Origin of the sequence: Burkholderia sp. SJZ089 (assembly GCF_007828315.1) — a bacterium.
GTDB classification, from domain to species: domain Bacteria; phylum Pseudomonadota; class Gammaproteobacteria; order Burkholderiales; family Burkholderiaceae; genus Burkholderia; species Burkholderia gladioli.
On the sequence record NZ_VIUM01000014.1, the window covers coordinates 169,001 to 192,429 of the forward strand.

Consider the following 23,429-nt stretch of genomic DNA (forward strand, 5'->3'; position numbering starts at 1 on the left):
GATCAGAGCAGCGCCTCGATATCGGCGGCGATCTCCTCGGGCTTGGTCTGCGGCGCGTAGCGCTTGACCACCTTGCCGTCGCGGCCGACCAGGAACTTGGTGAAGTTCCACTTGATCGCCTTGGTGCCGAGCAGGCCCGGCGCCTCCTCGGTCAGCCAGCGGAACAGCGGATGCGCCTGCTCGCCCTTCACGTCGATCTTCTCGAACAGCGGGAAGCTGACGCCGAAGCGCTGCTCGCAGAACGCGCCGATCTGCGCCGCGTCACCGGGCTCCTGGCCGCCGAACTGGTTGCAGGGAAAGCCCAGCACCGCCAGGCCGCGGCTGCCGAAGCGCTCGTGCAGTTGCTGCAGGCCCGCGTACTGCGGCGTGAACCCGCATTCGCTGGCGGTATTGACGATCAGCAGGACGCGGTCGCGATAGCTATCGAGCGACACGTCCTCGCCGCCGAGCGCTTTCGCGTTGAATGAATAGACGGTATCGGTCGACATGGCTTGCTCCCAGGCTCGGTTTCGGTGGATTGGATCGGGCGTGCTCGACGCCATCGCGGCAGTCTATGCGAAACCGGCGCGGCGCGTGAATCGTCCGAACGGACAGCCCCCCGGCGCCGCCTCAAGGGCGCGGCGGCCCCCGCGCCCGGCGGGCAGTCTAGAATAGCGGTTTTCTCCAGCCCTTCCCGTCGTGATCCGTTTCAACCAGTTCAGCCTCTCGCGCGGTACCAAGCCGCTGTTCGAGGGCACCACCTTCGCCCTCAACCCCGGCGAGAAGGCCGGCCTCGTCGGCGCGAACGGCGCGGGCAAGTCCACCCTGTTCTCGGTGCTGCGCGGCGAGCTGCATGCCGACGGCGGCGACGTCTCGATGCCGCCGTCCTGGCAGATCGCGCACGTCTCGCAGGAAACCCCGGCGGTCGATCGCAACGCGCTCGACTACACGCTCGACGGCGACGTCGCGCTGCGCCGCATCGAGGCGCGCATCGCCGCGGCGGCCGCCGCGCATGACGGCGCGGCCGAGGCCGAGGCGCACGTGGCGTTCGCCGACGCCGACGGCTACACCGCGCCGGCGCGCGCCGAGGCGCTGCTGCTCGGGCTCGGCTTCACGCTGGCGCAGACCCGCGAGAGCGTCGCCAATTTCTCGGGCGGCTGGCGCATGCGCCTGAATCTCGCGCAGGCGCTGATGTGCCGCTCCGACCTGCTGCTGCTCGACGAACCCACCAACCACCTGGATCTCGACGCGATCGTCTGGCTGGAGGACTGGCTGCACCGCTACGCCGGCACCCTGGTGGTGATCTCGCACGACCGCGAGTTCCTCGATGCGATCTGCAACGTCACGCTGCACCTGGAGAACCGCCAGGTGAAGCGCTACGGCGGCAACTACACGCAGTTCGAGGTGCTGCGCGCGCAGCACCTTGCGCTGCAGCAGAGCGCCTACGAGAAGCAGCAGAAGACCATCGAGCACCTGCAGAGCTTCATCGACCGCTTCAAGGCCAAGGCCTCCAAGGCCAAGCAGGCGCAAAGCCGCGTCAAGGCGCTCGAGAAGATGGAGCGTCTCGCGCCCACCCACGCGGCCTCGGCCTTCAGCTTCGAGTTCCGCACGCCCGATTCGGCACCCAATCCGATGCTGGTGATGGAGGACGTGCAATGCGGCTACCGGGGCGAGGACGGCGGCGCGCTGCCGATCGTCGAGCGCGTCACGCTGTCGATCCAGAACGGCCAGCGCATCGGCCTGCTCGGTGCCAACGGCCAGGGCAAGTCGACCCTGATCAAGACCCTGGCCGGCACGCTCGCGCCGCTGGCGGGCGAGGTGCGCGGCGGCAAGGGCCTGACGATCGGCTATTTCGCCCAGCATCAACTGGAGACGCTGCGCCCCGACGATTCGCCGCTCGCGCACCTGGCGCGCCTCGCGCCCGACACGCGCGAGCAGGAGCTGCGCGACTTCCTCGGCGGTTTCAATTTCTCGGGCGACATGGCCTCCTCGCCGATCGCGCCGTTCTCCGGCGGCGAGAAGGCGCGCCTGGCGCTGGCGCTGATCATCTGGCTCAAGCCGAACCTGCTGCTGCTCGACGAGCCGACCAACCACCTCGACCTCGAAACGCGCGACGCGCTGACCATGGCGCTCGCGCAGTTCGACGGCACCCTGATCCTGGTCTCGCACGACCGGCACCTGCTGCGCGCCACCACCGACCAGTTCATGCTGGTCACCCGGCACCGCATCCAGCCCTTCGACGGCGATCTCGACGACTATCGCGACTGGCTGCTGCAGCACGCGGCCGAGCAGCGCGCGGCGGCACGCGGCGAAGCCTCGGCCGACGGCGCCGGCGGCGCCAACCGCCGCGACCAGAAGCGCCAGGAAGCCGAGGCGCGCCAGCGTCTGTCGCAGCTGAAAAAGCCGCTGCAATCGCGGATCAACAAGCTCGAGAAGGAAATGGAGGCGCTCAACGCCGAGAAGGCGCGGCTCGACGGCTTCGTGGCCGACCCCGGCAGCTACGCGGCCGAGAAGAAGAGCGAGCTGACCGAGGCGATCCGCAAGCTCGGCGAGGTGAGCGGCCGGCTCGAAGCGCTCGAGCTCGACTGGCTCGACGTGCAGGAACAGCTCGAGCAGATCGGCTGAAGGCCGCGCGACCACGGTGGACGCCCCGGCCGATATGACGAACGTGGCGCATGCGGCCCGCGTCGCGCCCGCAGCCGCGCCGATCGATCGGATACCGAAGCATCCCGGCCGCGCCACCGGCGGGCGCGGCGCCCTGCCCTCAACGCCGCGGCAGGGTCTCGCGCGGCATCTGCTCGTCGTCGTGCATCAGGTAGCGGCGGCCGGCGAGCGGCTGGCGAATCGTGGCGGCCACCTCGGCCTCGGTCACGTGCTCGGCCACCACGCGCCGCGCGATCCTCCCCTCGTCGTCGACCCACTCGACGATCCGGCAGCCGCCCCCGAAGGGTGGCCGGATCGGCTCCGAGACGCGGCAGCCGCGCAGGTTGTAGAGGCGCTGGTCGATGGCTTGCTGGGACGGTTTCAAGGTGGGTCCTTCCTTTCACACCTGCGGGACGCATTGCGGCCAAGCATAGGGGAAAACACCCGCGCGACGAGTTACAGCCGCGCCCTGAAACGTTACATGGAGTTACCGTGCGCGAGCGGCCCGGCGGGCCCTCATTCGAGGCCGCGCACGCGGTCGATGGCCTGCTCGATGCGCTCGACGGCCATCACGGTGAGGCCCTCGATCGGCTGCTTGGGCGCATTGGCCTTGGGAATCAGCGCCATCGTGAAACCCAGCTTGGCCGCCTCGCGCAGACGCTCCTGGCCGCGCGGCGAAGGCCGGATCTCGCCGGCCAGCCCGACCTCGCCGAACACCACCAGGCCCTTCGGCAACGCTTTGTTACGCATCGACGAATGGATCGCCAGCAGCACCGCCAGGTCGGCGGCCGGCTCGGTAATCTTGACGCCCCCCACCGCGTTCAGGAACACGTCCTGGTCGAAGCAGGCGATGCCCGCATGGCGGTGCAGCACGGCCAGCAGCATGGCCAGCCGGTTCTGCTCCAGGCCCACCGCCAGGCGCCGCGGATTCGGCACGTTGGCGGTGTCGACCAGCGCCTGCACCTCCACCAGCAGCGGCCGCGAGCCCTCCTGCGTGACCAGCACGCAGGAACCCGGCACCACCTCCTCGTGCTGCGAGAGGAACAGCGCGGACGGGTTGGACACGCCGCGCAGGCCGCGCTCGGTCATCGCGAACACCCCGAGCTCGTTGACCGCGCCGAAGCGGTTCTTGAAGGCGCGCACCAGCCGGTAGGAAGAATGCGTGTCGCCTTCGAAGTACAGCACCGTGTCAACGATGTGCTCCAGCACGCGCGGGCCCGCCAGCGCGCCCTCCTTGGTGACGTGGCCGACCATGATGATCGCGGTGCCCGACTGCTTGGCGATGCGCGTGAGCTGGGCCGCGCATTCGCGCACCTGGGCCACCGAGCCGGGCGCCGAGGTGAGCGCTTCCGAATAGACGGTCTGGATCGAGTCGATCACGGCCACGTCGGGCCGCTCGGCGGCGATCGTGGCCTGGATCTTCTCGAGCTGGATTTCCGCCAGCAGCTTGAGATCGGCGGCGTCGCCGCCGTGATCGAGCAGGGCCAGGCGCTGGGCGCGCAGGGCGATCTGGGCGGCCGATTCCTCGCCGCTGATATAGAGCGCGCGGCGCTGGCTGGCCAGCTGGGCCAGCGACTGCAGCAACAGGGTGGATTTGCCGATGCCGGGGTCGCCGCCGATCAGCACCACGCCGCCGGCCACCAGGCCGCCGCCGAGCACGCGGTCGAACTCGCCGATGCCGGTGGAAAAGCGCGGCACGTCGGCCGCGTCGATATCGGCCAGGCGCTGCACCGGCGCGCTCTTGGCGAGCGCCTGGAAGCGGTGCTGCGAAGGGGTTTCGGCGGCCGATTCGACCAGCGTGTTCCAGGCATGGCAGGACGGGCACTGGCCCTGCCATTTCAGCGACTGGCCGCCGCATTCGGTGCAGATATAGACCGTTTTCTGTTTCGCCACGAGCCCGCCCTTATTCCGCGCGCACGGGCACGCGCGATGCGATCGCGCACATCAGCTCGTAGCCGACCGTCGAGCACGACGCGGCGACGTCGTCGATCGGCAGCGCCTGGCCCCACAGCTCGACGCGCGCGCCGATGCCGGCGCCCGGCACCGGCGTGAGGTCGACCGTGATCATGTCCATCGAGACCCGGCCGACGATCCGCGTGCGCACGCCGTCGACCACGATCGGCGTGCCTTCCGGGGCGATGCGCGGATAACCGTCGGCGTAACCGCAGGCCACCACGCCGATGCGCATCTGCGCCGGCGCGACGAAGGCGCCGCCGTAGCCGACCGCCTGGCCCTTGGCGATGTTCTGCACCGCGATCAGCTCGGAGCCGAGCGTCATGGCGGCCTGCAGGCCGGCGCCGGCGATATCGGCGGCGCGCCCCGAGGGCGAGGCGCCGTACAGCAGGATGCCGGGGCGGACCCAGTCGCCATGGGTGTCGGGATGCCACATCACGGCGGCCGAATTGGCCAGGCTGCGCGCGCCGGCGATGCCCTCGGCGCCGCGCTCGAAGGCCGCCATCTGGTCGGCCACGCCGCGTTCGCCGTCGGCGTCGGCGAAATGCGTCATCAGGGTGATCTGGCCGATGCCCGGGCAGGTGCGGGCGCGCTCCCAGGCGGCACGATACTTGTCCGGCGCGTAGCCGAGCCGGTTCATGCCGCTGTTCATCTTGAGCTGGATGTTGATCGGCTTGGACAGGCGGGCCGTCTCGAGCATGCGCAGCTGATCGTCGTTGTGGACCGTGGTGGTCAGGCTGTAGCGGTCGATCACGTCGACGTCGGTCGAGCGGAAGAAGCCTTCGAGCAGCAGGATCGGCCCCGCCCAGCCCAGCTCGCGCAGCTTCACCGCCTCCTCGAGGTCGAGCAGGCCGAAGCCGTCGGTGCTCCTCAGGCCCGGGAACGCGCGCGCCAGGCCATGCCCGTAGGCATTGGCCTTGACCACCGCCCAGACCTTCGAGCGGGGGGCGAAGCGGCGCGCGGCCGCGAGATTGTTAACAAGTGCGGCGGTGTGAATCGTGGCGGAAATCGGGCGCGGCATAAGGAAATTTCATAAACACGCAGGCGAATCAGCAGCTTACCGCACCTTGTGGGCTCGGTGCCGCGACAAAGCCGGAACGATCGGGGATTCTTGCTAGTCGGATTTGCCGTATTTTCATGATATAAAGCCGTGCGCACAACCTATTTTGCACGGGATAGTCCGATTGCACGGCCCCTGCGGCCGAGCCGCAGCGAGGAAAGCATCGCTTCAGATGAAAAAAGGTTTTTACTCGATCATGGCCGCGCAGTTTTTCTCTTCGCTGGCCGACAGTGCGCTTCTCATCGCCGCCATCGCCCTGCTGAAAGATCTGCACGCGCCGAACTGGATGATTCCGCTGCTCAAGCTGTTCTTCGTCCTGTCCTACGTGGTACTGGCCGCCTTCGTCGGCGCCTTCGCTGATTCCCGGCCCAAGGGCCGCGTGATGTTCATCACCAACTCGATCAAGGTGATCGGCTGCCTGATCATGCTGTTCGGCGCCCATCCGCTGATCGCCTACGGCATCGTCGGCTTCGGCGCCGCCGCGTATTCCCCCGCCAAGTACGGCATCCTCACCGAGCTGCTGCCGCCCGACCGGCTGGTGGCCGCCAACGGCTGGATCGAGGGCACCACGGTCAGCTCGATCATCCTCGGCACCGTGCTGGGCGGCGCGCTGATCAGCCCGCACATCGCCGCCCACGTGATCGCCTACACGCCGGCGGCCATCAACACCCCGGCCGAGGCCGCGATGCTGGTGATCATGGCGATCTACGTGGTCGCCGCGCTGTTCAACCTGCGCATCCCCGATACCGGCGCGCGCTACCCGCAGCAGCAGCACGGCCCCTGGCGCCTGGTCACCGATTTCGCCGACTGCTTCGTGGTGCTCTGGCGCGACAAGCTCGGCCAGATCTCGCTGGCCGTCACCACCCTGTTCTGGGGCGCCGGCGCGACCCTGCAGTTCATCGTGCTGAAGTGGGCCGAGGTCTCGCTCGGCATGTCGCTGTCCGAGGGCGCGATCCTGCAGGCGGTGGTGGCGCTGGGCGTGGCCGGCGGCGCGATGGCCGCGGCCAGCAAGATCCCGCTCAAGAAATCGCTGAAGGTGCTGCCGGTCGGCATCATGATGGGCGTGGCCGTGATGATGATGGCCTTCTACACGCGCGACCTGCTGCCCCATCATTGGGTGCTGCATGTCGGGCGCATGCACGTGCCCGGCTACCTGGTGGTCGCCTACCTGTTCCTGATGCTGGTCGGCGCGCTGTCGGGCTTCTTCGTGGTGCCGATGAACGCCCTGCTCCAGCATCGCGGCCACGTGCTGATGTCGGCCGGCCACTCGATCGCGGTGCAGAACTTCAACGAGAACCTGTCGGTGCTGGTGATGCTCTGCCTGTACGCCGTGCTGGTCTGGCTCGACGTGCCGGTCGGCGTGGTGATCGTGCTGTTCGGCACCTTCGTCTGCCTGACCATGTGGCTGGTGATGCGCCGCCATCTCGCCAACCAGCGCCAGTTCGACTCGGTCGCGCTGATCGGCGAGAGCCGGCACTGAATTCCCGGATGCGGCGCCTCGCGCGGCGGCACCCGCCGCGCGCCGGGGCGGCCGCGATCGCCGCTCCCTCCGCCATGCCGGCCCGGCCGGCCCCGACGCGATGACCCTCTCCCCGATCCCGCACGCCCTGACCATCGCCGGCTCCGATTCCGGCGGCGGCGCCGGCATCCAGGCCGACCTGAAGGCCTTCTCCGCGCTGGGCGCCTACGGCGCCAGCGCGATCACCGCGCTGACCGCGCAGAACACCCGCGGCGTGAGCGCCGTGCACGCGCCCGAGGCGGCCTTCGTGACGGCCCAGCTCGACGCCGTGTTCGAGGACATCCGCATCGACGCGGTGAAGATCGGCATGCTCGCCAACGCGGCCATCGTCGAGGCGGTGGCCGCGGCGCTCGCGCGCCACGCGCCGCCCTTCGTGGTGCTCGACACGGTGATGATCTCCAAGAGCCGCCACGCGCTGCTGGCGCCCGAGGCGGTGGCCGCGCTGCGCGACAGGCTGCTGCCGCTGGCCGACCTGGTCACGCCGAACCTGCCCGAGGCCGCCGCCCTGCTCGGCTGCGAGGAAGCCGCCGACGAGGCGCGGATGGTCGAGCAGGGCCGCGCGCTGCTGGCTCGCGGCGCGCGCGCGGTGCTGATGAAGGGCGGCCACCTGCCCGACGCGGCGCAAAGCCCCGACTGGCTGATCCGCGCCGAGGGCGAATTGCGCATCGACGGCGCGCGGATCCCCGTGCGCCATACGCACGGCACCGGCTGCACGCTGTCGGCCGCGATCGCCGCGCTGCGCCCGCAACGCGCCGGGCTGGCCGACGCGGTGATCGACGCCAAGCACTATCTGGCCAAGGCGATCGCCGCCAGCACGCGGCTCGAGGTCGGGCACGGCGTCGGGCCGGTCCATCATTTCCATCGGTGGTGGTGAGCGGCCGGGGCCCGCTTGGCGATGGTCGCTGCCGCGATCGGCCGAATCAAAAAAACGCCGCGTCGATCGCGGCGTTTTTTATCGTCCCGCGCCGGCGAAGGCCAAGGCTCGCGACGGCCACGCGTCGTCGACCAGGAAGCCGCGCGAGATCTCGTGCCAGGCGCCGTCCTCGCCTTGCGTCAGGGCCGCCACCAGCGACGGCGCCTCGCGTGCCAGGACCGCCTCGAACAGCGCCGGCGCCTCGACCGGCTGCAGCGGGTCGCCCGCCTCGAGCCGACGCGGCGCGAGCCAGGCCAGCCGCGGCAGCACCACCCAGCGCGTGCCGGCCGGCTGGCGCGCGATCAGCGCCGGCCAGTCGCCGCGCGCGGCCCAGAAGCCACGCGAATGCGCCGCGTCGAGCGCGGCCGGCGCCAACGGCTGCGCGCCGTCGCGATAGAACAGCCAGCCCTTCACGAACATGCTCGCGGCCCAGGGGCCGGCCTGCCCGGTGAAGGCGAATTCCTCGCGTTCGGTGAGCGGCAGTTGGTGGTCGACCAGGCGCCGGTACTTCAGGTCGAAACGATCGGCCAGGTTGGGCCCGACATAGTCGCTCAACGCCGCCTCGCCGGCCGTGGCCGCGCACAGGTAGCACTTGACGGCCAGTTCCCAGTGCAGCCGCTCGCCTTGCGGGGACACCAGCAGGAAATCGCATTCGCCGAGCGTGCGCCCGCTCACGCGCACCGGCAGGTTGGCGGCGACCAGGCGCCAGCGCGGCGCATGCGCGGCGAAGAAGGCCAGCAGGGTTTCGGCATACCGGCCCAGGCGGGTGGGCCGCGCCGCTTCCACGGCCTGCCGCAGCGGCGCCGGGTCGGCGTCGAGCGCGGCCAGCCAGGCCAGCACGCGCGCGGCTTCCTCGCGATCCGCCCAGGGCCGCGCGAGCGGTGCCTCGGCGGAGGCGGCGAGCAGGTCGGCGCTGGCCAGCAGCCAGCCCAGATCGCGCACCGCCGCGTCGCGCAGCCCCCCCACCCACGGTGCGGACCGCGCGGCGTCGGTCATGCGCCGCCCGTGGCCTTGCCGAAGGTATCGCGGGCCAGGCACAGATCGGCCCAGGCCTTCGACTTGTCCGGCAGGCTGCGCAGCAGGTAGGCGGGATGGTAGGAGACGATCACCGGCACGCCCTCGTACTGATGGACGCGCCCGCGCATCGAGGCGATGCTGCCGTCGGACTTCAGCAGCGTCTGCGCGGCGAAGCGGCCCAGCGCCACGATCAGCTTCGGCTTGACCAGCGCGACCTGCCGCTGCAGGTAGGGCTCGCAGCGCGCGACCTCGTCGGGCTCGGGATTGCGGTTGCCGGGCGGGCGGCACTTGATCACGTTGGCGATGTAGACGTTGTTGCTGCGCTCCAGCGAGAGCGCATGCAGCATGCTGTCGAGCAGCTTGCCGGCCTGGCCGACGAAGGGCTCGCCCTGCTTGTCCTCGTTCTCGCCCGGCGCCTCGCCGACCAGCATCCAGTCGGCCTCGCGATCGCCGACCCCGAACACGGTCTGGGTGCGCTTCTCGCAGAGCCGGCAGCGCTGGCAGTCGGCCACGCGTGCCTCGAGTTCGTCCCAGCCGAGATCGGCGACCGAAGCGAGCGCCGCGGCCGGCGGCGCCGAGGGCAGCGGCGCAAGGCCAGGCGGCGGCGCGTCGGGTGCGGGTGCGAGGTCGAACCAGGACGGATCGTCGAACGGCGGGGCTTCCTCGGCCGGCGCCTTCATGGCGGGCGCGGGCGGCTCGCCGCGAGCGGCCGGCGCCGCATCGGGTGCGCGCGCAACCATGTCGGACACGGCGGAATCGGAAGGACGCTTCGCGCCGGGCGCCGGGCGAAGCGGCTCGCTGACGAGCCCGGGCGCGGCGCGCTCCTCGCGCGCGGCCGCCTGAGGCAGCCTCTCATCGGCGCTCGCCATCGGCGAGCCGGCCAGGATGGGCCGATCGCCGACCGCCTCCGGGCGCGCCGCCACGGCGGCGCCGGCCTGCACCTCGCCCTCGCCTGCCGCGGCCGGCGCCGTCCCCTGCCCGCGCCGCACCCAGCGCGGCCCGAGCCCCATCTCGTCGAGCGCCGAGTCAAGCCAGCTCATGCGTGCCTCCCTGAATATCGAGCGGCAGCCGCATCACGATCGCGTCCTCGCGCGTGCGGTGCTTCGCCGGGTAATAGTTCTTGCGGCGTCCGACCACCTCGAAGCCGAAGCGTTCGTAGAGCCGGATCGCGCGCGGATTGGACGGTCGCACCTCGAGCAGCATGCCGTCGAGCCGCTCGGCGCGCGCGATGCGCGTCGCCTCGCGCAGCAGCGCGAGCCCGCAGCCGGCATGCTGCGCGGCGGGCGCCACGCACAGATTGAGCAGGTGCATCTCGTCGACCACCGGCATCAGCACGCAATAGCCGACCAGGGTGCCCGTCACGTGCCGCATGCAGACGCCGAAATAGCCGTTGCGCAGCGAATCCTCGAAGTTGCCGCGCGACCACGGGAATTCATAGGCGGCCTTCTCGATCTCGACCACCTCGTCGAGGTCGGCGTCCGTCATCGGCGCCAGATAACGGTCGGTCATCAGCACGCCGCTCATCGGCCGCTCTCCCGGGCGGCACGCTCGGCGAGCCGCTCGGCGGTGGTCTGCGCGACCTTGTTGCGCACGTATTCGGGCGCGGCCTGGTCGGCCGGCACCACGCGGCCGGCGCGAAACGCGCGCAGCGCGAGCTGCGCGACCGGCACCGCGTGCGGCAGCGCCGCGCCGTCGACATGGGCGGCCAGCGCCGCCAGCGGCAGGCGTTCGCCGAAGGCCGCGGCCGCGTTGCCGGCCAGCGTAAAGGGTTCGGCAGGCGCGGCGAGCAGGCCCGGCGCGTCGAGCGCGGCCGGCTGCAGCGTGCGCCAATCGCCGGCGGCTTCGTCCCAGGCATAGTCGGCCCAGTAGACCTCGTCCATGCGCGCGTCGAGCGCGGCCAGCACGCGCGTCGGCGCCGGTGCGCCAGCGGCCAGCGCGTTGAGCCGCGCGTGCTCGGCACAGGCGGCCAGCGTGCCGATCGGCACCACCGGCAGGCCGCGGCCGAAAGCCAGGCCCTGCGCCACGCCGGTCGCGGTGCGCAGGCCCGTGAACGAGCCCGGGCCCGCGCCGAAGGCGATCGCGTTGCAATCGGCCAGCGTGAAGCCGGCCTCGTCGAGCAGTTCGCGCACGGCAGGCAGCACGCGCGTGCTGGAGACGGCGCCCGTCTCGTCGTGGCGGAACCAGATGCGCGGGGCGGTGGAGGCAGGCGCCGCGTCGGAGGCGGCGATCAGGGCGACCGAGCAGAATTCGGTCGAGGTATCGATGGCGAGGAGCACGGTTTGCGTCATGGCCGACATTGTAATGCGGCACCCCGCCGGCACGGGCGTTTCGAAACCGGCGGCCGGCACATCACGATCGGCCAGGGCGGCGGCCAGCCGGTTTGGAAGGATCGCTCGACCCGCCCGGCGGCGCGGCTTGCTACCATCTGCCGACCTGAAAACCCCTCGGAGACACCCGATGAGCGATATCCAAGCCCAGTTCGAGCAAGCGCTGGTGGACGTCAAGCAACTGAGCGAGAAGCCCGGCAACATGACCCTGCTGCGTCTGTACGCGCTGTACAAGCAAGGCAGCGAAGGCGATGTCAACGGCGAGAAGCCCGGCTTCACCGACATCGTCGGCAAGTACAAGTACGACGCCTGGGCCGCGCTGAAGGGTACTTCGCAGGAAGAGGCCCAGCAGCAGTACGTGCAACTGGTCGAGGACCTGAAGAGCGGCGCCGCCTCCTGAGGTGCGTCGCCGGCGCCCGCCGCCTCGCGGCTGGTGCCGCCTTGCCCGTGGCCCCGGGCGGCTGCCGAACCGCCGCCGAAGCGGGACAAACGTGTAACGAAACGTATCGAATTCGCCGGCATCGCGCCGGCATTTCACAAATACGCCACGATAGCAGTGGCGCGCTGCAGCAAATCCCTCTATAATCCGCTTCGCGTCACGTATGGGCTGGTCATCCAGCCCCGTTTTGACGCCTCGTACGTTTCGCTCCAATCCAGTTTAGAACCTGTCCCCTCCTGCCTCTCTGGGCCCTTCGCGGCCATCAAAGTATCAGGCTGGCGGCGTGTTCGGCGAATTCCGACTTCCGGATTTCCGCCGCGTGCCGCACCCGAAACAGCTTCTAACGCACCCGTGAGTGAGTCTGCGTTCCTCGAACGCGGACGTCTGTCACGTTCCCGATTTGCTCGATGCATTGTCGACTTGGGCATGCACGATTGGCGCCGACGTTTCACCCACCGTGTTTCAAGGATTGATATGACTTCGAGCCAACCCCAAAGCCCGCTCAACGCGATTGCCGACCAGGCACTCGGTCTGACCGACGCCGCTGCCGCGCCCATCGAGGCTGCGCAGCCCGACGACGGCGAACCGAGCTTCGCGTCGCTCGGGCTGTCGCCGGAGATCGTCTCCGCCCTGGAGGCCGCCGGCTACGTGAAGCCGACCCCGGTCCAGCAGCGCGCGATCCCCGCCGGCATCGCGGGCCGCGACCTCCTGGTGTCGAGCCCGACCGGCTCCGGCAAGACGGCCGCCTTCATGCTGCCCGCGATCGAGCGATTCGCGCAGCTGCAGAAGACCCAGGCGCAACAACCGCGCGCGCCGCGCGAGCCGCAATCGGCCGACCGCCGCCAGCGTCGCCCGCAGCCGGTGGCCCGCCCGGGCCTGCTGGTGCTGACCCCCACGCGTGAACTGGCGATGCAGGTCACCACCGCCGCCTCGACCTACGGCAAGCACCTGCGCCGCCTGCGCACGGTCAGCATCCTCGGCGGCGTGGCCTATGGCCAGCAACTGATGCTGCTGGCGAAGAACCCGGAAATCCTGGTCGCCACGCCGGGCCGCCTGCTCGACCACCTCGAGCGCGGCCGCATCGACCTGTCCGAGCTGAAGATGCTGGTGCTCGACGAAGCCGACCGCATGCTCGACATGGGCTTCATCGACGACATCGAGACCATCGTCGCGGCCACCCCGGCCTCGCGCCAGACCATGCTGTTCTCGGCCACCCTGGACGGCAAGATCGGCTCGCTGACCAGCCGCCTGCTGAAGGATCCGGAGCGCATCGAGATCGTCCAGAAGATGGAGGCGCGCACCAACATCGCCCAGACGGTCCACTACGTCGACGACCGCGACCACAAGGATCGCCTGCTCGACCACCTGCTGCGCGACGACGCGCTGGATCAGGCGATCATCTTCACCGCCACCAAGATCGACGCCGACCAACTGGCCGGCCGCCTGGCCGATGCCGGGTTCGAATCGGCCGCGCTGCACGGCGACCTGCCGCAAGGCGCGCGCAATCGCACCATCCGCGCGCTGCGCGAGCGCCGCGTGCGCGTGCTGGTGGCCACCGACGTGGCCGCGCGCGGGATCGACATCCCCGGCATCACGCACGTTTTCAACTACGACCTGCCGAAGTTCGCCGAGGACTACGTGCACCGCATCGGCCGTACCGGCCGCGCGGGCCGCTCGGGTATCGCGGTGAGCCTGGTGCACCACGCCGAACAGGGCGCCCTCAAGCGCATCGAGCGCTTCGTGCGTTCGCCGCTGCCGGTCAACGTGATCGAAGGCTTCGAGCCGCGCAAGGCTCCCCCGCGCAACGGCCCGAGCCGTGGCCGTCCGGGCGGCGGCAACGGCGGTCGCCGTTTCGGCGGCAAGCCGGGCGGCAGCCGTGAAGGCGGCTACGGCGGCGGCAATCGCGAAGGCGGCCGCAGCTACGGCAGCGGCAATGGCGGCGGCTGGAGCGGCAAGCCCTCGAACGGCGGCGGCAACCGCGAAGGCGGCTACGGCGGCAACCGTCGCAGCGACGCCCCGCGCGGCCCGCGTCGCGGCTCGGCAGCCTGAGCCCGGGCGCCTCGCGCGCCCCAGGCAAGACAAAACCGGTGCTTCGGCACCGGTTTTTTTTCGCCCGCCGTTGACATTTCACGATGCGGAAAATTTTTTTGTCTCGTAAAAAATCATGCTGCGTGGCACAAGCCGGGGGATTGCGAGATGGAAAAAGACGTTTCTCATCGCGAAACGACTCATTCAAGCCATTGATTAAAAACAAGTAAATATTTTAGAGGAGCCCACCAAAGCCGCTGTCGCCGCGCCGGACGCTTCCCTAGACTCTTATACAAGAGTTCACGAAACGAAGCGCCGGATGCACCGCCTGCCTCCCGATCGCGAACCCAGGACTCGTATCCCTCACCGATTCATGTTCTCAAGGAGACTCATCATGTCGCGTCAACAACAGGCCAAGGCACTGCAGCAGAAGTGGGAAAGCGATCCGCGCTGGAAGGGCATCAAGCGCGGCTACACCGCCGAGGACGTGATCCGCCTGCGCGGCTCGATCGAGGTCCAGCACACCATCGCCCAGCGCGGCGCGGAAAAGCTCTGGAGCCTCATCAACGAGGAGCCCTTCGTCAACGCGCTCGGCGCGCTGACCGGCAACCAGGCCATGCAGCAGGTCAAGGCGGGCCTCAAGGCCATCTACCTGTCGGGCTGGCAGGTGGCGGGCGACGCCAACGTGGCCGGCGAGATGTACCCCGACCAGTCGCTCTACCCGGCCAACTCGGTGCCGCTGGTGGTCAAGCGCATCAACAACACGCTCACGCGCGCCGACCAGATCCAGTGGTCGGAAGGCAAGAACCCCGGCGAGGAAGGCTACGTCGACTACTTCGCGCCGATCGTGGCCGATGCGGAAGCCGGTTTCGGCGGCGTGCTCAATGCATTCGAGCTGATGAAGGCGATGATCGAGGCCGGCGCCTCGGGCGTGCACTTCGAGGACCAGCTCGCCTCGGTCAAGAAGTGCGGCCACATGGGCGGCAAGGTGCTGGTGCCGACCCGCGAGAACGTCGCCAAGCTCAGCGCCGCGCGCCTGGCCGCCGACGTGATGGGCGTGCCGACCGTGCTGATCGCGCGCACCGACGCGGAAGCCGCCGACCTGATCACGTCCGACATCGACGAGAACGACAAGCCTTTCCTGACCGGCGAGCGCACCGTCGAAGGCTTCTTCCGCACGCGCCCCGGCATCGAGCAGGCGATCTCGCGCGGCCTGGCCTATGCGCCCTACGCCGACCTGGTCTGGTGCGAAACCGGCAAGCCCGATCTCGAGTACGCGAAGAAGTTCGCCGAGGCGATCCACAAGCAGTTCCCGGGCAAGATGCTCTCGTACAACTGCTCGCCGTCCTTCAACTGGAAGAAGAACCTCGACGACGCGACCATCGCCAAGTTCCAGAAGGAGCTCGGCGCGATGGGCTACAAGTTCCAGTTCATCACGCTGGCCGGCTTCCACTCGCTGAACTACTCGATGTTCAACCTCGCGCACGGTTATGCCCGCACCCAGATGAGCGCCTTCGTGGAGCTGCAGCAGGCCGAGTTCGCCGCCGCCGACAAGGGCTTCACGGCCGTCAAGCACCAACGCGAGGTGGGCACCGGCTACTTCGACGCGGTGACCCAGACGGTCGAGCGCGAAGCCTCGACCACGGCGCTGCACGGCTCGACCGAGGACGAACAGTTCTTCGACGGCAAGAAGGTCGCCTGAGCCGGTTTTCGTGTTCAGCAGGAAGGCGGGGCCGGACGATTCGTCCCGCCCCGCCCGGGCAGCGATCAGGGAGCGATGACGACAAAGGCGCGGTCCACCGCGCCGCGACAGACCACAAGCCGGGCGTGCCATGCACGCGCCCGGCACCGGCGACACCGGGCACGGTATCGCCAGGCCGTTACGAACCGCGCGCCGGCCCTGGCGCGCGGTCTTTCATTCAGGGGCAGCCCGGCTTGCCGGGGCGCCCGTCACCGATAGACGATCACCGGGATTTTCGTATGCGTGAGCACGCGCTGCGTCTCGCTGCCGATCAGCAGGCTGCCGAGCCCGCGTCGGCCGTGCGAGGCCATGAAGATCACGTCGCAGCCGCCGCGCTCCGCCGCCTCGATGATGCCGAGGTAGGGCGACGGATGCAGGCTGGTGCAACTGTCGCAGGCGACGCCGGCGCGACGCGCGCAGCCCTCGACTTCCTCCAGATGCGCGTGCGCCTCGCGTTCGCTGCGCTCGCGGAATTCGGCCGGCGGCTCGACCATCGCCTCGGCCGCGAACGGGGAATACGGATATTGCGGCAGACACGCATAGGCGGTCACGCGCGCGCCGACCGTCTGCGCGAGATCGATCGCGCCGTCGATCGCCTTGCGCGACAACTCGGACCCGTCGGTCGGAACCAGGATGTGCTTGAACATGGCGCCCTCCGTCGATCAAGCCGCGGCAGCCCGCACGACCCGCGGGGGCGCCGTGGCGGCCTCCATCCGATGGATTGTAGGTCGCGGTGGCGGCCGCGCCGCCGTGGCAGAGGGTTCGTCCTGATATCGGAAACGCGGGGCATCGACAGGCGCCGCGCTTTGGATTTAGTCCCCGATCCAACCCCGGATTCGGCGGCATCGCGCCTTGCACGCCCCTCAACCCCAGTAACCGGGCCGCTCGTAGGTGTGCTTGAGAAAGTCGAGGAACAAGCGCACGCGCAAGGGCAGATGCCGGCGCTGCGGGAACACCGCGTGGATCCCGATCGGCGGCGCGGCGAACTCGTCGAGCACGCTCACCAGGCGCCCGGCCGCGATATCGGCGCCCACCTCCCACCAGGAACGCCAGGCCAGGCCATGGCCCTCGAGGCACCACTCGTGCAGCACCGCGCCGTCCGAGCATTCCATCGGGCCGGCCACGCGGATCGAGACGATCTGCCCGTCCTGCTGGAAGGCCCAGCCGCGCTGCTGGTTGGCGTTCGCGGCCAGCGCGAGGCAGTGGTGGCGCGCCAGTTCCTCCAGCGTGCGCGGCGTGCCGGCGCGCGCCAGGTAGGCGGGCGCGGCGACGCACACGCGCCGGTTCTCGCCCAGCTTCAGCGAGACCAGCGAGGAATCGGGCAGCTCGCCCAGCCGCACCGCGCAGTCGAACCCCTCGTTGACGAGGTCGACCATGCGATCGGACAGATCGAGCGTGATCGTCACGTCGGGATGCGCCGCGGTGAAGGCCGGCACCAGCGGCGCGACATGGCGGCGCCCGAAGCCGGCCGGCCCCGACACGCGCAGGTGCCCGCTGGCCTTCACGCCGCCGGCCGAGACGCTGGCCTCGGCGTTCTGCATGTCGTGCACGATGCGCTGGCAGTCCTCCAGGAAGGCCGAGCCCTCGAAGGTCAGGGTCAGCTTGCGGGTGGTGCGCAACAGCAGCTTCACGCCGAGCCGCTCCTCCAGCGCGTCGAGCCGCCGGCCGATGATGGCGGGCGCCACGCCCTCGGCATGGGCGGCGGCCGACAGGCTGCCCTTGCCGGCCACCGCGATAAAGGTCTCGATCTGCTTGAAGCGGTCCATGTCTCACGCGGGGAAATCGATGATGCCGGCCAGATTAGGTTGGTAAAAGTAAAAGATCAAGTGATGGAAAGCGTCTTTTCCAACCTCCCGAATCACGAATAGAATCGATTCCGACCTCTACCTGGAGCGCACGGCTATGTCGGCCATAACGACACTCTCCCCCAAAGCCATCCTGTTCGACGCCTACGGCACGCTGTTCGACGTGCACGCGGTGGTCGCCGCGGCCGAGCAACTGTTTCCGGGGCGCGGCGATGCCCTGTCCCAGCTGTGGCGCCGCAAGCAGATCGAATACACCCAGTTGCGCACGCTGTCCGATCCCGAGGGGGCGCGTTACCGCCCGTTCTGGGACATCACGCTCGACGCGCTGCGCCATGCCGGCCGCTCGCTCGGCCTCGAACTCGGCGCGGCCGCCGAGAAGCGGCTGATGGACGAATACGCCTGCCTGTCCACCTATCCCGATACCGTGCCGGCCCTGCGCCGGCTGCGCGAGCTGCCCGGCGCGCCGCGCCTGGCGATCCTCTCGAACGGCGATTCGCGCATGCTCGACATCGCCGTGAAGAGCGCCGGCATGGCAGGCCTGTTCGACCGCGTGCTGTCGGTGGAAACGGTGCGCGCCTACAAGCCGGCCGCGGCCGCCTACCGGCTCGGCACCGAGGCCTTCGGCGCGGCGCCGCGCGAGATCCTGTTCGTCTCCTCGAACGGCTGGGACGCAGCCGGCGCCGGCTGGTTCGGCTACACCACCTTCTGGCTGAACCGCGGCGGCGCGCCGCGCGAGGAACTCGGCGTCGCGCCGGCCGGCACCGGCGCGCGCATGGATGACCTGCTGGCCTTCGTGGCCGGCGCCGCCACCCCGCCGTCACGCCCCGGCCCGGGCGCCTGACGTCGTTTTCCGTTGTCGATTTCGCCTCGCGCATCTCGATTCTCGTAATCCGTTTTCCGCAATTCGCTTTACGCAATTCGCACTGACCGACCAAGGAGAAACACATGACGACCACGCTGAAGCTGCCGCAAGGCATGGCGATCACGGGCGAGATCCGCCCCGGCTACGACGCGATCCTGACGCCCGAGGCGCTCGAACTCGTCGCCCGGCTGCACCGTGCCTTCGAGCCGCGCCGCCAGGAACTGCTGAAGCTGCGCGCCGAGCGCACGCGGCGCCTGGACGCCGGCGAGCGCCCGGACTTCCTCGCGGACACCCAGGCGGTCCGCGACGGCGACTGGAAGGTCGCGCCGCTGCCGGCCGACCTGCAATGCCGCCGCGTCGAGATCACCGGGCCGGTCGAGCGCAAGATGATCATCAACGCGCTGAACTCCGGCGCGGACTCCTACATGACGGACTTCGAGGATTCGAACGCGCCGGTGTGGACCAACCAGCTCGACGGCCAGATCAACCTGTTCGACGCGGTGCGCAAGACCATCTCGCTGGAGCAGAACGGCAAGTCGTACCGGCTCAACGAGCGCGTGGCCACGCTGATCGTGCGCCCGCGCGGCTGGCACCTCGACGAGAAGCACGTCACGGTGGACGGCCAGCGCGTCTCGGGCGGCGTGTTCGACTTCGCGCTCTACCTGTTCCACAACGCGAAGGAACTGCTCTCGCGCGGCTCGGGCCCCTACTTCTACCTGCCGAAGATGGAAAGCCACTTGGAGGCGCGCCTCTGGAACGACATCTTCGTGACCGCCCAGGAGGCGATCGGCGTGCCGCGCGGCACGATCCGCGCCACCGTGCTGATCGAGACCATCCTGGCCGCCTTCGAGATGGACGAGATCCTGTACGAGCTGCGCGAGCACAGCTCGGGCCTCAACGCCGGCCGCTGGGACTACATCTTCTCGGCCATCAAGAAGTTCAAGAACGACCGCGAGTTCTGCCTGGCCGACCGCTCGAAGATCACCATGACGGTGCCCTTCATGCGCGCCTACGCGCTGCTGCTGCTGAAGACCTGCCACAAGCGCAGCGCGCCGGCGATCGGCGGCATGAGCGCGCTGATCCCGATCAAGAACGATCCGGAAGCGAACGACAAGGCGATGGGCGGCGTGCGCTCGGACAAGGCGCGCGATGCCGGCGACGGTTACGACGGCGGCTGGGTCGCGCACCCGGGCCTGGTGCCGATCGCGATGGAGGAATTCGTCAAGGTGCTGGGCGATCGCCCGAACCAGATCGACAAGCAGCGCGACGACGTGCAGATCGAAGGCCGCAACCTGCTCGACTTCCAGCCGGAAGCGCCGATCACCGAGGCGGGCCTGCGCAACAACATCAACGTCGGGATCCACTACCTGGGCTCCTGGCTGGCCGGCAACGGCTGCGTGCCGATCCACAACCTGATGGAGGATGCGGCCACCGCCGAGATCTCGCGCTCGCAGGTCTGGCAATGGATCCGCTCGCCGAAGGGCGTGCTCGACGACGGCCGCAAGGTCACGGCCGAGATGGTGCGCGAGTACGCGAAGGTCGAGCTCGACAAGGTCAAGCAGGTGGTGGCGGGCGATACCCAGCCCTATGAGCGCGCCGCCGCGATCTTCGAGAGCATGTCCACCTCGGAATCCTTCACCGAATTCCTGACGCTGCCGCTCTACGAGGAGATCTGAGCCTGGCGTGACGCGGACCGGCGACAACCGGCCCGCACCGGAACGAAAAACGGGCGTGCCGTTCGATGTTTGTCGAACGGCACGCCCGTTTTCCTATTGGCCGCGGTGGGCCCGCGAAGGGGCCGTCTCAGCCGGCTTGCAGCTCGGCCGGCATCTGGCGCGCGAGCCGGTGGGCCACCCAGTCGCCCGAGGCGATGCGCGGCCGCTCGGCCACCGAATGCTCGCCCACCGGGTAATAGAGGCAGTCGTAGCGCCGGCCGGCCAGTTCGACCGTGACCTGCCGCGACAGGAACAGGCCGTCGACGCCGGGATAGACCTCCTCGATCTCGTCGAGCACCGGCACCAGACGCTCGTCGATCGCGTAGACGTCGCCGTGCACGTGATCCTCGCCCGCGCCGGGCACCATGCCCGGATAATCGCCGAAGTCGTAGAGCCGGCCGCGCAGCGTGGCCGAACCGAGCAGCCGCGGCGCGCCGATGCCATGCCGCGCGGCGGCGCGGCCGATGTCGTTGATCTCGCCGGCACGCAGCGTGCCGTAGACGAATACGTGGCGCATCCTGATTCCTTCTCCTGTCGAGGCATCGCGGTAACGAGCGGGCGCGGGCGCCGGGGCGCATACCGGGGGCACATCCCGACGTCGACCGCCGTGACCGCCGCGAGTTTCCGGCGCGAGGCGATCATCGCGCAGCCGGGCCGCGCTGTCACCCCCTGCCTCGCATTGAATCGCATGCGGCCGGCAAAACCGGGACAGCGCGCTGCCGGCGCCGCGACCCGCGCGGCAGCGGCAAGGCGCCGCCGCTCATACAATATCGCTTGGTCCAGCCGCCGCGCGTCCGATGAAACCCGCCCCTGCCCTCTCCCTCTCCGCGCCGATCACGATCGACATCCCGCCCGAATTCGCGCCGACGCCCGAGCACCCCTTGCGCGTGCGTCCGCGCCCGATGGCGGCCAGCACGCGCATCCCGCAGCACACGCATGCCTGGGGGCAGCTCGCCTACGCCTCGCGCGGCGTGCTGCGCGTGACCACGGCCGGCACCACCTGGATGGTGCCGCCCTCGCGCGCGATCTGGGTGCCGCCGCGCGTGGCGCACGAGATCGTGGTGGTCGAGGATGCCTTCCTGCGCACGCTCTACATCGACGAGACGGCGCTGCCCGGCGGCCTCGACGATTGCCGCGTGGTGGAAGTCTCGGGCCTGCTGCGCGAGCTGATCACCGCGCTCGACGTGCGCACCCTGGCGCAGACGCGCGAGCGCCTGCTCACCGCCCTGATCCTCGACGAGCTGACGCGCAGCGAGCCGCTGCCGCTGGCCGTGCCGATGCCGTCCGAGAAGCGCCTGCGCGCACTGTGCGAGGCCGTGCTCGCGCATCCGGCCCAGGCCGAATCGCTCGATCACTGGGCCGCCAGCGTGGGCGCGAGCACGCGCACCATCGCGCGGCTGTTTCGCCAGGAACTGGGGGTGAGCTTCACGCAATGGCAGCAGCAGGCGCTGCTGGCGCGCGCGATTCCGCTGCTGAACCAGGGACGGCCGATGTCGCATGTGGCCCAGGAGCTCGGCTACCAGAGCCAGAGCGCGTTCTCGGCGATGTTCCGGCGCGCCTTCGGCAAGAGCCCGCGCGCCTTCATGCTCGGCGATGCCGGTGCTCCGACGGCCGACCCTGACGATCCGGCCGCGGCCAGCGAAGCCGCGGCCGCCGCCGATGCGGCCGCGACGACGTTCTCCGAAACAGTCGCCGCGCCCGGCACGCAGCGCGCCGAAGCCCCGCGCAAGCTCAGTTGACCAGCCGCACCATGTGCCGGATCGAGCCGAGCTGCGCGAGTCGCGGCCCGGCGAGCCGGTAGCCCATGCGCAGGTAGAGCTTGGCGGCGGGATTGTCGACGAACACGCGCAACTGCGTCTCGCGCAGGCCGCGCGCCTGCGCCCAGCGATGCGCGGTGTCGAGCAGGTAGCTGCCGGCGCCGAGGCCGCGATGGCCGTCGCGGATCTGCACGTCGCGGATATGCAGCGAGTCGCCCTCCTCCGTGATCCGCATCACGCCGACGCGCTCGCCATCGCGCTCGAGGATGAAGTTCTCCGATTCGCACCAGCTCAGGTAGAACAGGTCAGCGCGCCACTGCAGGCCATGGCGGCGATAGTAGTCGCCCATGTTGGCGTGCGTGAGCGCTTCGGCGAACTCGAAGTCGTCCGCCTCGGCCGGGCGGAGCTGGAACAGCAGTCTCAGGTCGGTGGGATCGAGCATGGCGTCGAGGAAAATCCCGGATCCTCGTCACGATAGCGCAGCGCGCGGCCGATGCAATGGCGAATTGCCCGATGACGGCGAGAAGAAGACGAAACCCCGGGCGGGACACCGCCGAAGACGAAGGCCGGCAAAGCCTATGAAAAGCAAAAAGCCCGTTCAGGAATGCCTGAACGGGCTTTGCATATCTGGCGGAGCGGACGGGACTCGAACCCGCGACCCCCGGCGTGACAGGCCGGTATTCTAACCGACTGAACTACCGCTCCAGTCTTTTACAGCTCACCGGCAGGCGTCGGTTAATTCCTGCCGGCACATCGATCGAATCTCGAACGACGCCGAATCTTGGCGTCCCCTAGGGGATTCGAACCCCTGTACTCACCGTGAAAGGGTGATGTCCTAGGCCTCTAGACGAAGGGGACTGCGTACCGCTACGACTCATTACCTCAACGTTCGGATGGTGGAGGTAAGCGGGATCGAACCGCTGACCTCTTGCATGCCATGCAAGCGCTCTCCCAGCTGAGCTATACCCCCTTGCACCATGAACGCAGGAGCTGCTGACTGCCAACCCCTTTACTACCCTTGCCCTTCAACAATAAAGCCCGTTCAAATGTCAGCCGAACGGGCCTTGCGTATCTGGCGGAGCGGACGGGACTCGAACCCGCGACCCCCGGCGTGACAGGCCGGTATTCTAACCAACTGAACTACCGCTCCAGTCTTTTACAGCTCACCGGCAGGCGTTGGTCGATTCCCGCCGGCACATCGATCGAATCTCGAACGACGCCGAATCTTGGCGTCCCCTAGGGGATTCGAACCCCTGTACTCACCGTGAAAGGGTGATGTCCTAGGCCTCTAGACGAAGGGGACTGCGTACTGCGACTTCTACTGCTTGCACCTTTAACGATAAAGCCCGTTCATCGAACAGCCGAACGGGCTTTGCGTTTGGTGGCGGAGCGGACGGGACTCGAACCCGCGACCCCCGGCGTGACAGGCCGGTATTCTAACCAACTGAACTACCGCTCCACACATTCGTCACGACAAACCTGCGCTGATCGCGCTCGGCCTGCCTGCTTCGCACCAATCGGGCACGACGCGATGACTGGCGTCCCCTAGGGGATTCGAACCCCTGTACTCACCGTGAAAGGGTGATGTCCTAGGCCTCTAGACGAAGGGGACAAAATCTTCTCAGACTCTGTCTTGCTGCTGGCCCTTGCTGTTTTGCGCATCCAGCAAAG

21 protein-coding genes and 7 tRNA genes are annotated in these 23,429 nt (G+C 69.1%); 9 read left to right on the forward strand and 19 right to left on the reverse strand.

What is annotated here, in order from left to right:
• Nucleotides 1–2: 2 nt before the first annotated feature.
• Nucleotides 3–488 (reverse strand): glutathione peroxidase, encoded by a 486-nt coding sequence (locus FB600_RS25060; protein WP_013698530.1) that lies wholly within the window; start codon nt 486–488, stop codon nt 3–5.
• A 190-nt stretch (nt 489–678) separates the two neighbouring features.
• On the opposite strand from FB600_RS25060, the gene FB600_RS25065 reads away from it, so the two are divergent.
• On the forward strand, nt 679–2,604 hold the full coding sequence (locus FB600_RS25065; RefSeq protein ID WP_145757523.1) for an ATP-binding cassette domain-containing protein: 1,926 nt from the start codon (nt 679–681) through the stop codon (nt 2,602–2,604).
• A 139-nt stretch (nt 2,605–2,743) separates the two neighbouring features.
• Here the strand turns inward: FB600_RS25065 and FB600_RS25070 are convergent, their stop codons facing one another.
• From FB600_RS25070 to alr, 3 genes are all read right to left on the reverse strand, one after another.
• Nucleotides 2,744–3,007, reverse strand: coding sequence for a DUF2866 domain-containing protein (locus FB600_RS25070; protein WP_013698532.1), 264 nt, complete (start codon nt 3,005–3,007; stop codon nt 2,744–2,746).
• A gap of 131 nt (nt 3,008–3,138) precedes the next feature.
• Nucleotides 3,139–4,515 (reverse strand): DNA repair protein RadA, encoded by a 1,377-nt coding sequence (gene radA, locus FB600_RS25075; RefSeq protein WP_036050846.1) that lies wholly within the window; start codon nt 4,513–4,515, stop codon nt 3,139–3,141.
• Nucleotides 4,516–4,525: 10 nt separating this feature from the next.
• Nucleotides 4,526–5,596 carry an alanine racemase gene (alr, locus tag FB600_RS25080; protein ID WP_013698534.1) on the reverse strand — a complete coding sequence of 357 codons (1,071 nt, stop codon included), beginning with the start codon at nt 5,594–5,596 and terminating at the stop codon, nt 4,526–4,528.
• Nucleotides 5,597–5,807: 211 nt separating this feature from the next.
• On the opposite strand from alr, the gene lplT reads away from it, so the two are divergent.
• Nucleotides 5,808–7,115, forward strand: a complete 1,308-nt coding sequence (gene lplT, locus FB600_RS25085; protein ID WP_060003371.1) for a lysophospholipid transporter LplT — start codon at nt 5,808–5,810, stop codon at nt 7,113–7,115.
• Between the two features lie 100 nt (nt 7,116–7,215).
• A complete protein-coding gene (thiD, locus tag FB600_RS25090; protein ID WP_145757524.1) occupies nt 7,216–8,028 on the forward strand; it encodes a bifunctional hydroxymethylpyrimidine kinase/phosphomethylpyrimidine kinase in 813 nt (270 codons plus the stop codon).
• Nucleotides 8,029–8,106: 78 nt separating this feature from the next.
• On the opposite strand, the gene FB600_RS25095 is transcribed toward thiD, so the two are convergent.
• The 4 genes from FB600_RS25095 to tsaB are packed head-to-tail and all read right to left on the reverse strand — an operon-like array spanning nt 8,107 to nt 11,381.
• Entirely contained in the window at nt 8,107–9,063 is a 957-nt protein-coding gene (locus FB600_RS25095) for a DUF1853 family protein (protein ID WP_096748624.1), read from the reverse strand.
• Nucleotides 9,060–10,124 carry a uracil-DNA glycosylase family protein gene (locus tag FB600_RS25100; protein ID WP_145757525.1) on the reverse strand — a complete coding sequence of 355 codons (1,065 nt, stop codon included), beginning with the start codon at nt 10,122–10,124 and terminating at the stop codon, nt 9,060–9,062. Before FB600_RS25100 ends, FB600_RS25095 begins: the two co-directional genes overlap by 4 nt.
• Nucleotides 10,111–10,608, reverse strand: coding sequence for a ribosomal protein S18-alanine N-acetyltransferase (rimI, locus tag FB600_RS25105; RefSeq protein ID WP_096748622.1), 498 nt, complete (start codon nt 10,606–10,608; stop codon nt 10,111–10,113). Before rimI ends, FB600_RS25100 begins: the two co-directional genes overlap by 14 nt.
• A complete protein-coding gene (tsaB, locus tag FB600_RS25110) occupies nt 10,605–11,381 on the reverse strand; it encodes a tRNA (adenosine(37)-N6)-threonylcarbamoyltransferase complex dimerization subunit type 1 TsaB (RefSeq protein ID WP_096748621.1) in 777 nt (258 codons plus the stop codon). The genes rimI and tsaB overlap by 4 nt, the downstream gene beginning before the upstream one ends.
• 160 nt (nt 11,382–11,541) lie before the next feature.
• On the opposite strand from tsaB, the gene FB600_RS25115 reads away from it, so the two are divergent.
• From FB600_RS25115 to aceA, 3 genes are all read left to right on the forward strand, one after another.
• A complete protein-coding gene (locus tag FB600_RS25115) occupies nt 11,542–11,811 on the forward strand; it encodes an acyl-CoA-binding protein (RefSeq protein ID WP_096748620.1) in 270 nt (89 codons plus the stop codon).
• Between the two features lie 513 nt (nt 11,812–12,324).
• Complete coding sequence (locus FB600_RS25120) at nt 12,325–13,899, forward strand: DEAD/DEAH box helicase (RefSeq protein WP_013698542.1); 1,575 nt, start codon at nt 12,325–12,327, stop codon at nt 13,897–13,899.
• A 373-nt stretch (nt 13,900–14,272) separates the two neighbouring features.
• Nucleotides 14,273–15,580 carry an isocitrate lyase gene (aceA, locus tag FB600_RS25125; RefSeq protein ID WP_013698544.1) on the forward strand — a complete coding sequence of 436 codons (1,308 nt, stop codon included), beginning with the start codon at nt 14,273–14,275 and terminating at the stop codon, nt 15,578–15,580.
• A 248-nt stretch (nt 15,581–15,828) separates the two neighbouring features.
• On the opposite strand, the gene FB600_RS25130 is transcribed toward aceA, so the two are convergent.
• Nucleotides 15,829–16,266 (reverse strand): universal stress protein, encoded by a 438-nt coding sequence (locus FB600_RS25130; protein ID WP_025099312.1) that lies wholly within the window; start codon nt 16,264–16,266, stop codon nt 15,829–15,831.
• Nucleotides 16,267–16,482: 216 nt separating this feature from the next.
• Nucleotides 16,483–17,385 (reverse strand): LysR family transcriptional regulator, encoded by a 903-nt coding sequence (locus FB600_RS25135; protein WP_103690255.1) that lies wholly within the window; start codon nt 17,383–17,385, stop codon nt 16,483–16,485.
• A 136-nt stretch (nt 17,386–17,521) separates the two neighbouring features.
• Here FB600_RS25135 and FB600_RS25140 point away from each other — a divergent pair, with 136 nt between their 5' ends.
• Together FB600_RS25140 and aceB are read left to right on the forward strand one after the other, a co-directional pair.
• Nucleotides 17,522–18,265 carry a haloacid dehalogenase type II gene (locus FB600_RS25140; RefSeq protein WP_017920954.1) on the forward strand — a complete coding sequence of 248 codons (744 nt, stop codon included), beginning with the start codon at nt 17,522–17,524 and terminating at the stop codon, nt 18,263–18,265.
• Nucleotides 18,266–18,369: 104 nt separating this feature from the next.
• Nucleotides 18,370–19,962: a malate synthase A gene (gene aceB / locus FB600_RS25145; protein ID WP_046580740.1), complete on the forward strand. Its 1,593-nt coding sequence runs from the start codon at nt 18,370–18,372 to the stop codon at nt 19,960–19,962.
• A gap of 127 nt (nt 19,963–20,089) precedes the next feature.
• On the opposite strand, the gene FB600_RS25150 is transcribed toward aceB, so the two are convergent.
• On the reverse strand, nt 20,090–20,518 hold the full coding sequence (locus tag FB600_RS25150; RefSeq protein WP_036050827.1) for a gamma-glutamylcyclotransferase: 429 nt from the start codon (nt 20,516–20,518) through the stop codon (nt 20,090–20,092).
• A gap of 280 nt (nt 20,519–20,798) precedes the next feature.
• Here FB600_RS25150 and FB600_RS25155 point away from each other — a divergent pair, with 280 nt between their 5' ends.
• Complete coding sequence (locus FB600_RS25155; RefSeq protein WP_046580745.1) at nt 20,799–21,740, forward strand: AraC family transcriptional regulator; 942 nt, start codon at nt 20,799–20,801, stop codon at nt 21,738–21,740.
• Here FB600_RS25155 and FB600_RS25160 read toward each other — a convergent pair.
• From FB600_RS25160 to FB600_RS25195, 8 genes are all read right to left on the reverse strand, one after another.
• Nucleotides 21,733–22,200, reverse strand: a complete 468-nt coding sequence (locus tag FB600_RS25160; RefSeq protein ID WP_036050823.1) for a GNAT family N-acetyltransferase — start codon at nt 22,198–22,200, stop codon at nt 21,733–21,735. The genes FB600_RS25155 and FB600_RS25160 overlap by 8 nt on opposite strands.
• A gap of 186 nt (nt 22,201–22,386) precedes the next feature.
• Nucleotides 22,387–22,463, reverse strand: a tRNA-Asp gene (locus tag FB600_RS25165).
• Between the two features lie 77 nt (nt 22,464–22,540).
• Nucleotides 22,541–22,616: transfer RNA gene (locus FB600_RS25170), tRNA-Glu, on the reverse strand.
• 36 nt (nt 22,617–22,652) lie between these two features.
• Nucleotides 22,653–22,728, reverse strand: a tRNA-Ala gene (locus FB600_RS25175).
• 103 nt (nt 22,729–22,831) lie between these two features.
• Nucleotides 22,832–22,908 (reverse strand) — tRNA-Asp (locus tag FB600_RS25180).
• Nucleotides 22,909–22,985: 77 nt separating this feature from the next.
• A tRNA-Glu gene (locus FB600_RS25185) sits at nt 22,986–23,061 on the reverse strand.
• 79 nt (nt 23,062–23,140) lie between these two features.
• Nucleotides 23,141–23,217, reverse strand: a tRNA-Asp gene (locus FB600_RS25190).
• A gap of 77 nt (nt 23,218–23,294) precedes the next feature.
• Nucleotides 23,295–23,370: transfer RNA gene (locus tag FB600_RS25195), tRNA-Glu, on the reverse strand.
• Nucleotides 23,371–23,429: the final 59 nt, after the last annotated feature.